Annotated in this window: 12 protein-coding genes; 4 read left to right on the forward strand and 8 right to left on the reverse strand. The window is 73.0% G+C overall.

Annotated elements, in window-relative coordinates; all coding sequences use genetic code 11:
- The first annotated feature begins 164 nt into the window (after nt 1-164).
- Nucleotides 165-992, forward strand: a complete 828-nt coding sequence (locus L1857_RS15835; RefSeq protein WP_094006004.1) for a DUF4097 family beta strand repeat-containing protein — start codon at nt 165-167, stop codon at nt 990-992.
- A 19-nt stretch (nt 993-1,011) separates the two neighbouring features.
- On the opposite strand, the gene L1857_RS15840 is transcribed toward L1857_RS15835, so the two are convergent.
- From L1857_RS15840 to L1857_RS15860, 5 genes are all read right to left on the reverse strand, one after another.
- A complete protein-coding gene (locus tag L1857_RS15840; RefSeq protein WP_094006005.1) occupies nt 1,012-1,638 on the reverse strand; it encodes a response regulator in 627 nt (208 codons plus the stop codon).
- The gene (locus L1857_RS15845; RefSeq protein ID WP_094006006.1) at nt 1,635-2,861 is read right to left on the reverse strand and encodes a sensor histidine kinase; all 1,227 of its coding nucleotides are present in this window, start codon (nt 2,859-2,861) and stop codon (nt 1,635-1,637) included. The genes L1857_RS15840 and L1857_RS15845 overlap by 4 nt, the downstream gene beginning before the upstream one ends.
- Before the next feature lie 172 nt (nt 2,862-3,033).
- Entirely contained in the window at nt 3,034-3,777 is a 744-nt protein-coding gene (locus L1857_RS15850; protein WP_429727762.1) for an ABC transporter permease, read from the reverse strand.
- On the reverse strand, nt 3,774-4,688 hold the full coding sequence (locus L1857_RS15855) for an ABC transporter ATP-binding protein (protein ID WP_116114256.1): 915 nt from the start codon (nt 4,686-4,688) through the stop codon (nt 3,774-3,776). The genes L1857_RS15850 and L1857_RS15855 overlap by 4 nt, the downstream gene beginning before the upstream one ends.
- Before the next feature lie 99 nt (nt 4,689-4,787).
- Complete coding sequence (locus L1857_RS15860; protein WP_094006008.1) at nt 4,788-5,315, reverse strand: ribonuclease FAU-1 family protein; 528 nt, start codon at nt 5,313-5,315, stop codon at nt 4,788-4,790.
- 58 nt (nt 5,316-5,373) lie between these two features.
- Here L1857_RS15860 and L1857_RS15865 point away from each other — a divergent pair, with 58 nt between their 5' ends.
- The 3 genes from L1857_RS15865 to uvrB all read left to right on the forward strand — a co-directional run bounded on the left by L1857_RS15865 (nt 5,374) and on the right by uvrB (nt 9,299).
- Entirely contained in the window at nt 5,374-6,627 is a 1,254-nt protein-coding gene (locus L1857_RS15865) for a PucR family transcriptional regulator (protein ID WP_116114258.1), read from the forward strand.
- A 214-nt stretch (nt 6,628-6,841) separates the two neighbouring features.
- Nucleotides 6,842-7,096 carry a hypothetical protein gene (locus L1857_RS15870; protein ID WP_094006010.1) on the forward strand — a complete coding sequence of 85 codons (255 nt, stop codon included), beginning with the start codon at nt 6,842-6,844 and terminating at the stop codon, nt 7,094-7,096.
- Nucleotides 7,097-7,145: 49 nt separating this feature from the next.
- A complete protein-coding gene (gene uvrB, locus L1857_RS15875; RefSeq protein ID WP_094006011.1) occupies nt 7,146-9,299 on the forward strand; it encodes an excinuclease ABC subunit UvrB in 2,154 nt (717 codons plus the stop codon).
- Nucleotides 9,300-9,656: 357 nt separating this feature from the next.
- Here uvrB and L1857_RS15880 read toward each other — a convergent pair whose 3' ends face one another.
- Genes L1857_RS15880 through L1857_RS15890 form a run of 3 tightly spaced genes read right to left on the reverse strand, consistent with a single transcriptional unit; the run spans nt 9,657 to nt 14,193 of the window.
- Entirely contained in the window at nt 9,657-10,415 is a 759-nt protein-coding gene (locus L1857_RS15880) for an enoyl-CoA hydratase/isomerase family protein (protein WP_116114260.1), read from the reverse strand.
- A 20-nt stretch (nt 10,416-10,435) separates the two neighbouring features.
- The gene (locus L1857_RS15885) at nt 10,436-11,362 is read right to left on the reverse strand and encodes an ABC transporter permease (RefSeq protein ID WP_094006013.1); all 927 of its coding nucleotides are present in this window, start codon (nt 11,360-11,362) and stop codon (nt 10,436-10,438) included.
- Entirely contained in the window at nt 11,359-14,193 is a 2,835-nt protein-coding gene (locus L1857_RS15890) for an alpha/beta fold hydrolase (protein WP_249465458.1), read from the reverse strand. Before L1857_RS15890 ends, L1857_RS15885 begins: the two co-directional genes overlap by 4 nt.
- Nucleotides 14,194-14,443 lie beyond the last annotated feature (250 nt).

Consider the following 14,443-nt stretch of genomic DNA (forward strand, 5'->3'; position numbering starts at 1 on the left):
GGCTAGGCGGGGGGTACGACAAAAATCCGCGCGCAGCACCTGGCGGCGGTGCCCACCCCGGCCGGCCAGTGGGGCAGCCTGACGCGGCCTGTCAGAACCGTGACAGCCCGGTGTCAGACCCGGCGGCGAAAGTGATCACAACGAAACCGGACAAGGAGCCCCCGATGACCACCTTCGCCACCCCCGCCCCCATCACCGCCGGCCTGATCACCGCCGGCGCCCGCATCCGGATCACCGCCAGCGAGCGGCCGCACACGGTGGTGCGCGTCGAGCCCGTCGACCGCACCAACAAGGCCCACCTCAAGGTCGCCGAGCGCACCGAGGTCGCCTTCGCCGGCGGCGAGCTGTCCGTCAAGACCCGCAAGCCCGGCGACAAGGACGGGTCGGTCGCCATCACCATCGAGCTGCCGGCCGGCTCCCGCCTGGTCCTGCACACCACCTGGACCGACGTGCGCACCGAGGGCCGGTTCGGCGACTGCGAGCTGAACCTGGGCTCCGGACACGTCCAGCTCGACCACATCGCCGCCCTGCGCGGCAACCTCGCCGCCGGTTCGGTCGCCGTCGGGCACATCGCCGGACCCGCCGACATCGACGGCGGCGCGGCCGCCCTGCGCATCGGCGAGGCCGGGGGCGCCGTCCGCTACCAGGGGTCGACCGGGACGGTCTGGATCGGCCACGCCCGCTCCGGCGTCGACCTCGGCAGCGCCCGGGGCAGCTTCGACATCGACCGCGCCGAGGGCAGCGTCACCGCGAAGGCGGGCGACTGTCCGATCCGGATCGGCCGGCTGACGCGCGGCGTCGCGGAGCTGGTGAACGCCTCCGGGGGCATCGAGGTCGGCATCGGCGAACGCACCGCCGCCTCGGTGGACGCCCGGAGCACCAAGGGCACGGTGCGCAGCTCCCTGCCGCAGCCGGACGACTTCGACGACCACGTCAGCGTGCACGCCCGCACCCGGCTCGACGACATCGTCATCCACCGCGCGGCCGCGTGAGATCCCCGGCGGCGGGGGCTCAGTCGAGGTCGATGAGCCCCCGCCGCAGCGCCAGCGCCACCGCGGCGGCCCGGTCCTTCACCCCGAGCTTCGCGTAGGCGTGCAGCAGGTGCGTCTTCACCGTCGCCTCGCTGATGAACAGCTTCGCGGCCGCGTCCTTGTTCGTGCCGCCGCGGGCCACGAGCGTGAGCACCTCGATCTCGCGCTGGCTCAGCTCCTCCCGCGCCGGCGCCCGCATCTGCCCCATCAGCCGGGTCGCCACGGCGGGGGAGAGCACCGCCTCGCCGCGCGCCGCCGCCCGCACCGCCCGGAACAGCTCCTCCCGCGGCGCGTCCTTGAGCAGGTAGCCCGTCGCACCGGCCTCGATCGCCGGCAGCACGTCGGAATCCGTGTCGTAGGTGGTCAGCACGAGCACCCGCGCCGGGTTGCCGAGCCGCGCCAGCTCGCCGATCGCGTGCACCCCGTCGGTGCCCGGCATCCGCAGGTCCATCAGCACGACGTCCGGCCGCACGCGTTCGGCGAGCGCCACCGCCTCCGCGCCGTCCCCGGCCTCGCCGAGCACCTCGAACCCGTGCTCGGCGGTGAAGATCCCGCGCAGCCCGTCCCGCACCACCGGGTGGTCGTCGGCGAGCACCAGGGTGATCATGCCGCCCCAATCGCGGGCAGGCTGGCGGAGATGGCCGTCCCGCCACCGGGTTCGGACTCCACCGCGAGCGTCCCGGCGAGCCGCTGCACCCGCTGCAGCATCCCGGGCAGCCCGAACCCGTCTCCGCGCCGCGATGGGTCGAAGCCGGCCCCGTCGTCCCGCACGTCGAGCGTCACCTGATCCTCCATGTAGGACAACGTGAGGCCGACCCGCCGCGCCCCGGCATGCCTGGCCACATTGGACAGTGCCTCCTGGGCGACGCGCAGCAGCGTCGCCTCGATCTCCGGGTGCATCGGGCGCGCGGTGCCGGTCGCGGTGAACTCGACCGCCACCTCGGACCGCTGTGACCACCGCTCCGCCACCGCCTGCAGGGCCTCGGGCAGCCGGGCCTCGTCGAGCGGACCCGGCCGCAGCGCGTTCACCGACCGGCGCGCCTCGGCGAGGTTCTCCCGCGCCAGCGCGGTGGCCGTGGCCACCCGCCGCCGCCACTGGTCCGGATCCTGCTCGGCGGCCTCCAGTTGGGTGATGATGCCGGTGAAGCCCTGCGCGAGCGTGTCGTGGATCTCCAGGCTGAGTCGCTGCCGCTCCTCCAGCGCCCCGGCCTCGCGCGCCTGGGACAACAGCTGCCGGTGCAGGCCCGCGTTCTCCGCCAGCGCCGCCTCCAGCTCGGTCACCGCCGCGCGCCGCGCCTCGTTCTGCTCGCTGAGCTTGCGGCTGACCACGGTGCCGCCGCAGATCGCCCCGGTCTGCACGACCACGATGGTCAGCCACAGCACCGGCTCGTCGGCCAGCGCCCGCAGCGGCCCGCCGGAGCCGATCGTGTTGATCATCAGCGAGGTCGCGGCCAGCGCCAGCACGCCCAGCGGCACCGGCTTCAGCTTCAGCGCGCTGAAGAAACAGCTGATCATGAACACCAGGAACAGGATCTCGCGGAACATCAGCAGCGAGGCCAGCGTCAGCGTCCCGGCGAACGAGACCGCCAGCACGATCCCGTGCGACCGCCACCGCCGGGGCACCGCGTACCTGGTCAGCAGCAGCCAGGCCAGGGTCGCGCCGGCCAGCGGCAGGACGTCGGCCCGGTGACTGACCAGGGTCGCCAGTCCCAGCAGCACGTAGGCCAGGCGGTTCTCCGCCCAGCGGTCCCACGCCTGCGGCAACGGACCGCCGGGCCCGATGGCGAAGTCGAGCGAGGAGGACCAGAAGCGGCGGTTCACGGGAGGCATTATCCGGCGCTCCGCCCGGCCCGGGGAGACGATGGTGGCTGGTCGGCATACCCCCAAGCAGAATGCCGACCAGCCACCGGGATCAGCCCGTCGCCGTGGACACGAACGCGAGCGAGCTTCGCCTCTCTGACGCGGCCCGCGCCGGATCGGTTGCCCACCGACGCCGACTTCTTCAGTTCCACCGGAACACGCGGGCCGCCACCCCGGCGCAGACCAGCGCGAACACCGCCATCGAGATCAGCTGCAGCGGCTGCGGCCAGCCGCCGGTCCAGGCCGCGCGCAGGGCGTTGAGCGTCGCGCCCAGCGGCAGCACGTCGGCCACGTCCTGCAGCACCGCGGGCAGGTCCTCCTTCGGCACCCACACCCCGCCGAGCGCGAGCATCGGGAAGAACAGGGCCGCGCCGACCCCGCTCGCGGTCCGCCCGGTCGGGGCGAGCGCGGCGATCAGCAGGCCGACGCCGAACAGGGCGAGCACGCCCAGCGCCAGCGTCAGCACGAACCCGCCGGCGTTGGCGGGCAGGGCGAACCCGAGTGCCAGGTGCCCGCCGACCACGATGACCAGCACGACCACCAGCGCGGCCCCGAGGTTGACCAGCAACTGCGCCACGAGCAGCCGGGACGGCGGCACCGGGCTGGCCGCCAGGCGGCGCAGCACCCCCTTCTCGCGGTGCGTCGCCATCACGACCGGGAACAGGGTCAGCCCCAGCATCCCGATCAGGATCGCGACCGACAGCGGCGCGATGAACGCCGACAGCGGGACCTGCCCGCCGAAGTCCTCGCTGGGCTGGTTCATGCCCGGCATCAGCCCGAACACCAGCAGCAACGCGACCGGGATGCCGAGCACCGTCACCGGTGCGGCCGGATCGCGCAGGAACAGCTTCGCCTCCACGGCGGTGAGCCTGGACAGCATGGTCATTCTCCCGTCTCCATCGTGCGGCCGGTCAGCGCGACGAACGCGTCGTCCAGCCCGGCCTGCTCCACCCGCAGCTCCAGCGCGACGACCTGCGCCCGCGCCAGCACCGAGGTCACCGCCTGCAGCACGTTGCCGTCCCCGGTGATCACGATCCGGTCCCCGTGCCGGTCCACGCGCCGCACCTCGGGCAGCGCGGTGAACACCTCGTCGGCCACCGGGGTCGACGGGCGGAACCGCACGCGCTGCTCGTCGGTCACCCGCGCGACGAGCCCGGCCGGCGTGTCGACCGCGACCACCCGGCCGCGGTCGATCACCGCGATCCGGTCGCACAGCCGTTCCGCCTCCTCCATGAAGTGGGTGACCAGCAGGATCGTCACCCCGCGCGCCCGCACCCCCTCGATGAGCTCCCAGGTGTCGCGCCGCGCCTGCGGGTCCAGCCCGGTGGTCAGCTCGTCGAGCACCGCCACCTCGGGCTTGCCGATCAGCGCGAGCGCGATCGAGACGCGCTGCTTCTGCCCGCCGGAGAGCTTCCGGTACGCCGAATCGCGCACCTCGGTCAGGCCCAGCTCCGCCATCAGGGCGCCGGGATCGGCCGGGTCCGGGTAGAACGACGCGTACAGCTCGAGCGCCTCACCGACCCGCAGCCGGTCGGGCAGCTCGGTCTCCTGCAACTGCACGCCCAGCCGCTTGCGCAGTTCCGCGGTCTCGTGCCGCGGGTCCAGCCCGAGCACGCGGACTGTGCCGCCGTCCGGCCGCCGCAGCCCTTCCAGGCACTCCACCGTCGTGGTCTTCCCGGCGCCGTTCGGCCCGAGAATCCCGAAGATCTCGCCCTTCTCGACGGTGAAGGACACGTCCTGCACCGCCACCTTCGCGCCGTAGCGCTTGTGGAGGTTTTCCACCTCGATGATCCCCATGGCACCAGCATTCGCCGGAACCGGGCGGAGCGGATCGACCCGGCGGCGGGACCCGGCGTCAGCCGCCCGATGCCCGGGCATCCACCGATCGGTGGATGGTCAGCGGCGGCGCCAGGTCAGGTGGATGTCGTGGGTGGCCAGCCAGCGGCCGACGCGGTAGCCGTGCGCGGCGAGGCCGTTCACCGCGTCGAAGGTGATCTCCAGGGCGCGTTCGGCCTCGCCCGCGGTGAGCAGCCCGGCGCGGGCCGCGGCGAGCAGCTCGTCGGTGTCGAGCACGTCGACCCGCTCGCCTTCGCGCACCACCAGGTCCAGGTACCAGTCGGTGGTGCGCCAGGTGGCGCCGTCCCGCTCGACCGACACCACGTCGAGGTAGAAGTCCTGGTCGCGTTCGTGGCCGGGGCGGAACCAGTAGTCGGTCAGCCGCAGGCCGAGCCCGGGCAGCACCCAGGACTCGAGGTAGTGGAACTGCGCGCGGCCGGGAGTGGGCCGGGCGAGGTAGAGGCCGAACGGCTCGACGCGGTACTCCTCGACCGCGCGCGCGATGCCCTTGGGATCGGTGTTGGTCCGGTTCGCGACGTCGAAGGTCTCGATCTTCGGGGGATGGATCGTCCCGGCGTGCGCGGTCATGGCTCCATTCTGCTGGTTTACACGGAGTTGGGAACTGTCACGACGGTAGGGTGATCACGTGGCGGACGAGGCAGACACGTTGGAGGCCGTGGCGCGGGTGGCCGCCGCGCTCGCCGAACGGGCGAGCGAGCTCACCGTGAAGCTGGTCGAGATGTACGCCCGCGAGCTGCCGCACCTGGTCAACGACGACGAGAGCGTCGTCAGCCTGATGTCGGCGAGCGTCTACCAGAACCTGGACACCGCGCTGCGAATCTTCCAGCACGGCATCGACCCGCGACGGGTGGAGGCCCCGGCCGCCGCGATGGAGTACGCGCGGCGGCTCGCCCAGCGCGGCACCCCGGTCGTCGACCTGATCCGCGCCTACTACCTGGGCCAGACCGCGCTGCTCGATTATTCCCTGCGCGAGGCCGTCAAGTTCGTGTCCGATCCGGACCTGCTCGGCCGCCTGATGGGGCACGCGCTGACCGGCGCGTTCGCCTTCATCGACCGGGTCACGCAGCAGGCCGTGTCGGCCTACCAGGAGGAACGCGACCGCTGGCTGGTCAACCGCAGTGCGGTGCGCGCCGCCCGGGTGCGGACCCTGCTGGAGGGCGGGGCCACCGACACCAGCGAGACCAGCCTGGGCTACCGGCTGCGCGGCACCCACCTCGCGATGATCGTGTGGCAGGCCCCGGTTCCGGCCGCCGGGCACGTGCTGAGCGGGCTGGAAGCGGTCGCGACCGAGCTTGCCGGCGGGCTGCCCAGCACGGGCGCGCCGCTGTTCGTGCCCAACGACGAGGTCTGCGCGTGGGTGTGGTTCCCGCTGGAGCGCCCGGCGATGCCGGACGAGGAGCGGGTCCGGAAGGTGCTGGACAAGGCCGATCCGGGCATCCGCTTCGTGCTGGGCGATCCGGGGGAGGGGCTGGACGGGTTCCGGCGCAGCCACCGGCAGGCGCAGCGGGTGTACAACCTGGCCTTCGCCGCGGGCGAGCACTGCGACCGGGTCCTGACCTTCCGCGAGGTAGGGGCGATGGCCCTGATGGCGGGCGACCTGCCGGCCGCCCGCGGGTGGGTCGCGGACACGCTGCGGGACCTGGCCACCGACGACGAGCAGCACGCCCGGCTGCGCGAGACGCTGCGGGTGTTCCTGGCCGCGGGCGGCAGCTACACCGCGGCGGCCACGCAGCTGACGATGCACAAGAACTCGGTGCAGTACCGGGTGCGCAAGGCGGAGGAGATGCTGGGCCGCCCGGTGTCGGAGAACCGCCTCGACGTCGAACTCGCGCTGCGGCTGTGCCACCGGCTCGGGGCGGCCGTGCTGACGGCGTCGTAGACCGGTCCCGTGCTCCCGCCCGCTCGGCGAGCTCGGGCTGGAGCGACGGCCCCAGGCGTAGCGGCACGGCTTCCGCTTTGTCTCTTTTGAGTGTTTCCCCGCCGCCTGCGTCACCCCGCGGTCCTGCGCTTTCGTCCTTCAGGACCAGTTCTGGCCCCCAGGATTGGGCCGACGGCACGAAGATTCCACGATTATTCCGGTTTACGCTTCACCCATGGGGAACGTCGTCCACGCCGAGCCGACCGGAGTGATGGCCCTCGTGCGCCTGCGCCGGGGCGTCGCGGGTGAACGCGACCGGGTGTGTCACCTCGTCCCCATCCCCGAGACCGGCCCCATCCCCGAGGTGCTCGTCGCCCGGTGCGGCGCGCCGATCGCCTGCGGGAGCGCCGAGCTGCTGGAGCGGATCTGCGGCATGCCGTGCGAGGCCTGCCTGGCCCGTGCCGCCCGCGACCGGCGTCTGGCCTGCTAGAACACCACCTCGCGGGAAACTGTCGGTGGGTCGGCCTACTCTGGTTTCCGTGGCTTTCGCAACCGAACACCCCGTGCTCGCCCAGTCCGAGTTCCGGCCCGTCTCCGAGATCCCGCGCGCGGGCGGCCGGTTCGAGGTCGTCAGCGAGTACCAGCCCGCCGGTGACCAGCCGGCGGCCATCGACGAGCTCGCCAAGCGGCTCGAGCGGGGCGAGAAGGACGTCGTGCTGCTGGGCGCCACCGGCACCGGCAAGTCGGCGACCACGGCCTGGCTGATCGAGCGGGTGCAGCGGCCCACGCTGGTCATGGCGCCCAACAAGACACTGGCCGCGCAGCTGGCCAACGAGCTGCGCGAGCTGTTCCCGCACAACGCGGTCGAATACTTCGTCAGCTACTACGATTATTACCAGCCGGAAGCCTACGTCCCGCAGACCGACACCTACATCGAGAAGGACTCGTCGATCAACGACGACGTGGAGCGGCTCCGGCACTCGGCGACGATGAACCTGCTGTCGCGGCGCGACGTCATCGTGGTCGCGTCCGTGTCCTGCATCTACGGCCTGGGCACGCCGCAGTCCTACCTCGACCGGTCCTCCAAGCTGGAGGTCGGCATGGAGGTCGAGCGCGACACGTTCCTGCGCGCCCTGGTCGACGTCCAGTACACCCGCAACGACCTCGCGTTCTCCCGCGGCACGTTCCGGGTGCGCGGCGACACGGTCGAGATCATCCCGGCGTACGAGGAGCTGGCCGTGCGGGTCGAGTTCTTCGGCGACGAGGTCGACAAGCTGTACTACCTGCACCCGCTGACCGGTGAGATCGTGCGCGAGGTCGACGAGGTGCGCATCTTCCCGGCCACCCACTACGTGGCCGGGCCGGAGCGCATGGAGAAGGCGATCCGCGGCATCGAGGCGGAGCTGGCCGAGCAGCTGGAGCGGCTGGAGAAGCAGGGCAAGCTGCTGGAGGCGCAGCGGCTGCGGATGCGCACCAGCTACGACATCGAGATGATGCGGCAGGTCGGGTTCTGCTCCGGCATCGAGAACTACTCGCGGCACATCGACGACCGCCCGGCCGGTTCCGCGCCGGCGACCCTGATCGACTATTTTCCGGAGGATTTCCTCCTGGTCATCGACGAGTCGCACGTGACGGTGCCGCAGATCGGCGGCATGTACGAGGGTGACGCGTCGCGGAAGCGGACCCTGGTCGAGCACGGGTTCCGGCTGCCCAGCGCGCTGGACAACCGGCCGCTGACGTGGGAGGAGTTCACCGACCGCATCGGCCAGACGGTGTACCTGTCGGCGACGCCGGGCCCGTACGAGCTGGGTCAGACCGGTGGTGAGTTCGTCGAGCAGGTCATCCGCCCGACCGGCCTGATCGACCCGCAGGTGGTGGTGAAGCCGACCGAGGGCCAGATCGACGACCTGGTGCACGAGATCCGGCTGCGCGCCGAGCGGGACGAGCGGGTCCTGGTGACCACGCTGACCAAGAAGATGGCCGAGGACCTCACCGACTACCTGCTGGAGCTGGGCATCCGGGTGCGGTACCTGCACTCCGAAGTGGACACCCTGCGCCGGGTGGAGCTGCTGCGGCAGCTGCGGTCGGGTGATTTCGACGTGCTGGTCGGCATCAACCTGCTGCGCGAGGGCCTGGACCTGCCGGAGGTGTCGCTGGTGGCGATCCTAGACGCGGACAAGGAGGGCTTCCTGCGCAGCGGCACGTCGCTGATCCAGACGATCGGCCGCGCGGCGCGGAACGTCTCCGGTGAGGTCCACATGTACGCGGACAAGATCACCGACTCGATGCGCTACGCGATCGACGAGACCAACCGCCGCCGCGAGAAGCAGATGGCCTACAACAAGGAGCGGGGCATCGACCCGCAGCCGCTGCGCAAGAAGATCGCGGACATCCTGGACCGGGTCTACAGCGAGGCGGAGGACTCCGAGCAGGCGGTGCAGGTGGGCGGCTCCGGCCGCAACGCCTCGCGCGGCAAGAAGCCCGAGCAGGGCGGCCGCAGCTCCGGGGTCCTGGTGGACCGCGACGTGGCGGGCATGCCACGCGCCGAGCTGGCCGACCTGATCCAGCAGATGACCGACCAGATGATGCAAGCCGCGCGCGACCTGCAGTTCGAGCTGGCGGCCCGCCTCCGCGACGAGATCGCGGAGCTGAAGAAGGAACTACGAGGAATGGACGCGGCCGGCCTGAAGTAGGGCGCTCGCCCGAGGGGCCGGTTGGGCGGCTGGTGTCCGGGCAGGCGGGCAGCTGGCCCGTCGGGCCGCTGGCTGGCGGAACCGCGGACTACTAGGCCGCTGGGCGGACGGGCGGCCGGGCCGCCCAGCGGCTGGACGGCCCGGCCGAAGGGCTTGGGCTGCCTTGGCCGCGGGCAGCCGGGCTGCCCGCGGCCGCCGGGTTGGGCGGGACCACCGCTGCCCGGCCGGGGGAAGCCCGCTGTCGCGGCTCCGCGCGGCCGGGGCGCCGGACCCGGCAGCCTGCGGAACGCAGGACCGCCTCGAACCATCACCCTGGAGCCGCGCCGGCCCGGCTGCCCGCCGCCGCAGGGGGAAGCCCTACCCGCCCAGGGTGGTGCGCACGTACTCCTCGATCGCGGCCAGTGACGAGGGCGCCGACCACACCCGCTCGACGTGCGCGTCGTCTCCGGCGCGTTGCTCGCCGATCCGCTCGTCGAACGGCCGGTGGATCTGCGCCTTCGTGTGCCGGAACGCCTCCGCCGGCACCGCCGCCAGCCGCGTCGCCACCTCGATCGCCCTCGGCAGCACCTCCTCCGGCGCGGCCAGCTCGTCCACCAGGCCCCGGCCCAGCGCCTCCGGTCCGGCGTAGGTCTCGCCCAGGAACGTCAGCCCCGGCAACCGCTCCGTCCCGTACGCGCACCGCAGGATCTCCAGCGCCACCAACGGGAACGGCACCCCGACGAGCAGCTCGGTGACCCCGACCCGGCCCCGCTGCGCGTTCAGGATCCGCCGGTCGCACGCCGCCGCCAGCACCGCCCCGCCCGCGATCGCGTGCCCGGTCACCGCCGCGACGACCGGCCCGGGCCACCCGAACAGCGCCAGGAACGCGTCCGACAGCGTGGGCAGGAACTCCCGGACGTAGGGCGCCCCGCCGGCCGAGACCCGCTTGAGGTCCACCCCGGCGGAGAACATCCCGTCCCGCCCGGTCAGCACCACGGCCTTCGCCCCGCCGAGCTCGGCCTCCTCCAGCCGCGCCACCAGCTCCCGGCACAACTCGGTGTCCAGCGCGTTCGCCTTGCCGTGGGCCAGTTTCAGCACGGCCACGTCGCCGGCCTTGTCCACCTCGATCGTCGTCATCGCCCCACCGTAGTGGGAAATCAGCTCGTGATGTCCTTCGTGGCGAACCGGCGCGCGGCCAGCAGCGCGAACACGGTCGCGTAGATCACCGCGGACAGCACCCCGGCGGCCATGTTCGTCCAGTCGATGTCGGTGGCGATGAGGTCCATCCACCCGTAGGAGTAGTGCGTCGGCAGGTAGTTGCGCAGCGTGCCCAGCGCGGTGATCTGGTCGAGGATCTGCGACAGGATCGCCGCCAGCACCGCCCCGCCGACCGCGCCCAGCGGCGCGTCGGTGAGCACGGACAGCAGCAGCGCCAGCCCCGCCACCCACGCCAGCTGGATCACCACGTACACCGCGGACAGCCCGATCGCGATCAGGCTCTGCCCGAAGGGGATCGCGTCCCCGGTCGGGCTCACCGCGTCCCCGGCGCCGTAGAAGATCAGCCCGGCCACCAGCGCCACCAGCGGCAGCAGCACCAGCGCCACCACCGACAGCAGCCCGGACGCGATCGCCTTCTGCCGCAGCAGCCGGTGCCGCGGCACCGGGATCGCCAGCAGGTACTTCAGGCTCGACCAGGACGCCTCGCTGGCGATCGTGTCGCCGAAGAACAACGCCACGATCGTGGGCAGCAGGAACGTCCCGGACACGAACAGCGCCAGCACCACGAAGTTCGGCGCGCTCGCCGTCGCCAGGTCGACGAACCCGCCGGAGCGCCGGTTCGGGCTGGACTCGCCGATCTCGAACGCCAGCACCAGGATGAACGGCAGCAGCACGACGAACCCGAGCACCAGCTGGGTGCGCCGCCGCCGCAGCTGGCGCCGCAGTTCGACGCCCAGCCGCAGCGTGCGCCCCGGCCGGTAGCCCTCGACCGCGCCGTCCGCGCCCACCCCGGAGTGGGTGTGCTCGGCGGCGTCGGTCAGCTCGTCCAGGGCCGCGGGATCGGTGTGGACCCCGTTCTCGCTCATGACGTTTCCTCTCCCACGAGCTGGAGGAACGCGTCCTCCAGCCGTCGTCGCGGCCCGGCCTGCTCGACCGCGACCCCGGCCCGGACCAGCGCCGCGACCGCGTCGGCACGCGGCATGCCGTCCAGGTCGGCGTGCACCAGGCTGCCTTCGACGTCCACACCGGACACCCCGGGCACCCCGCGCAGGGCGTCGGCCGCCGCCTCGGGCCGGTCGACCCGGAAGGTGGCCTCGCCGCCGGCGGCCACGATGTCGCCGACCTCGCCCGCGGCCACCAGCCGGCCGCGGTGCATCACCACGACGTGCGTGCAGGTCTGCTCGACCTCGGCCAGCAGGTGGCTGGAGACCACCACGGTCCGGCCGGTCGCGGCGTAGCGCTGCAGCACCTCGCGCATCTGGTGGATCTGCGGCGGGTCGAGCCCGTTGGTCGGTTCGTCGAGCACGAGCAGCTCCGGCAGCCCGAGCATGGCCTGCGCGATCGCCAGCCGCTGCCGCATGCCCTGGCTGTAGGTGCGGACCTTGCGGTGCACGGCGCTGCCGAGCCCGGCGATCTCCAGCGCCTGCTCCAGGTGCGCCTGCTCGATCGGGCGCCCGGTGGTGTCCCAGTACAGGCGCAGGTTCGCCGTGCCGGACAGGTGCGGCAGGAACCCGGAGCCCTCGACGAACGACCCGATCCGGGACAGCACCGGCGCCCCCGGTGTGACGCGGTGGCCGAACACCCTGATCTCCCCGGCGGTGGGGGTGATCAGGCCCATCAGCATGCGCAGGGTCGTGGTCTTGCCGGCGCCGTTCGGCCCGAGCAGGCCGAGCACCTGGCCCGGTTCGACGCGGAAGGACAGGTCGTCGACCGCGGTCAGCCCGCCCGGGTAGGCCTTGGTCAGCCCGTCGATCACCAGCGGCACCTGCGCCAGCTCCGGATCGGCCTGGTGCGACCGCCGCCGGCGCACCGCGGCCAGCGCCGCGACCGCCGCGGCGATCGCGAGCGTGACGGCGATGCCGATCAGCGTGCCGACCGGCCACCCGCCGCCGACCGCGTTGCCCGGCACGACCGGCACCGACACCGCCGGGTCGGCCAGCGCCACCCGGTACGCCGCCGGGGCCACCGGGGTCGCGTACGCCTGGTCGGTGGTCGTGACCACCAGCTGCAGCGCGTGCCCGGCCTCGACCGGCCGCACGATCCCGGGCAGCGTCACGGTCACCTCGGCGGTGCCCGACGCCGGGATCGCGACCCGGATCGGCGCGATCGCGTTCGCCGGCAGCGTGCGGGTGCCGTCCGGGTTGAGGTCGTAGAGCTTGACGAACAGCACCGCCTCGCCGGTGCCCGACACCCGCAGCCGGACCGTCGACGAGCCGGTGATCAGCAGCTGCGAATCGACGGGCGCGGAGGTGAAGCGCGCGGACTGGCCGGGCGGGTCGATGCTGAACAGCCCGGACAGCCGCGACGAGCCGCTGACCAGGCCGTTCAGGCCGGGGATCCCGCTGACCGCGGCGGGCGTGCCGCCGGGCGGGTTGACGATCGTCTGCTCGTCGCCGGTGAGCGGCAGCGTGCGCCGCGGCGCCTGCGCCGGGTACTCGCCGGCGTCGACCGTGCGCACCGACGGCGAGCCGGACGCGCGCAGCGAGCCCTGCACGTCGTAGGAGAACCCGCTGAACGGGTTGCCGCCCTCGCCGGTGAGCTGGAACCACAGCCAGTCGCCGATCTTGGCGCGCAGCTGCGGGCCGGGACGGCCGCCGTCGTGCCCGCCGGTGTACCAGACCTGCTGCACCTGCCCGCCCGCCGCGGTGATCTGCCGGGCGGTGGCGTCGGACTGGTCGAGCCCGAACAGCGTGTCGGCCTCGCCCTGGACCAGCAGGGCCGGGGCGGTGATGTTCCCGGTGACGGCCGCGGGGGACAGGCGCTGCAGCAGGGCCGCGACCCGCGGGCTCACCGTGCCGGTCGTGGCCAGGTCGGCGTAGGCGCGGCAGATCTCGGCGGTGAAGCGGCCGCACGTCGTCGCGCCGAGCTGCCCCGGCGCCTGCTGGGGGAGCTGCGCCGCGGCCGCCGAGCCGCCCCCGCCGGTGGTCCCGGCGGTCTGGGTGTCGTCGGTCTCCTGGCCGGGCTCGGGCGCCTCGGCCCCCAGGCCGCCGGTGCCGGAGGACGACGTGCCCGCCGAGAAGAGCAGCCCGGCCCAGGACTTCTTGAACACCCCACCGGGTGAAAACGCGCCCGCCGCGGGCGTTCCGGCGGCGGGCGGGGCCGCCGCGGCCGCGTTGGGCGTCAGCCCCTGGGCCAGGTCGTTGTAGGTGATCATCGGCGTGATCGCGTCGACCCGCTTGTCCCGCCCGGCCAGCTGCAGCGCGAGCGCCCCGCCGTAGGAGGCGCCCAGGACGCCGACCCGCGGGTCGCCGGGACCGTCGAGGCGGACCTCCGGGCGGGTGGCGAGCCAGTCGACCAGCCGGGCGGCGTCGGCGACCTCGAAGTCCGGGTCGTTCAGCCCGATCTCGCCGGTGCTGCGGCCGAAGCCGCGCGCCGAGTAGGTGAGCACCACGAACCCGCGCCGCGCCAGCTCCTGGGCGTCCCCGGCGACGCTGTTCTTGTCGCCGCCGAACCCGTGCGGCAGCAGGACCGCCGGGGCGGGCGTGCGTTCCGGCAGGTAGAGCGTGGTGTCCAGGCTGACCGTCGCGGTGGCGCCGGGCGCGGCGGGCACGTCGAGGACGGCCTCCTGCGCCGGCACCGCCGGGGGCTCGCTCGACGAGCGGGTCCAGACGAGCACAGCGGCGGCCACCAGCAGGACGACCACCGCGAGGGTGACGGTCCGGGACCGGCGCGTGTGCGGGAGCGGGATTCGGGGCACACCGAAACCGTATGGGAGCTTTCCTGAGAACGTCCCGGCGCGGGTCGTGATCAAGGGAGCCGGGTGATGAGGGTTACCTAAGGTGGTGTTCGTCCCGTTGATCAGGAAAGATGGATACGACGTGGAGGGGAGTATTCCTTCGCGGCGGTGTCGTCAGCACGGTGGTCCTTCGGGGCACCCGGCACCGCCGGCCGGATCCACCGGCGGAAGAGACCTCCGGCTAGCTGCTGCTGCGCGCTAACCGGAGGTA

It is taken from the genome of Amycolatopsis thermalba (assembly GCF_023376025.1).
Lineage (GTDB): Bacteria > Actinomycetota > Actinomycetes > Mycobacteriales > Pseudonocardiaceae > Amycolatopsis_E > Amycolatopsis_E thermalba.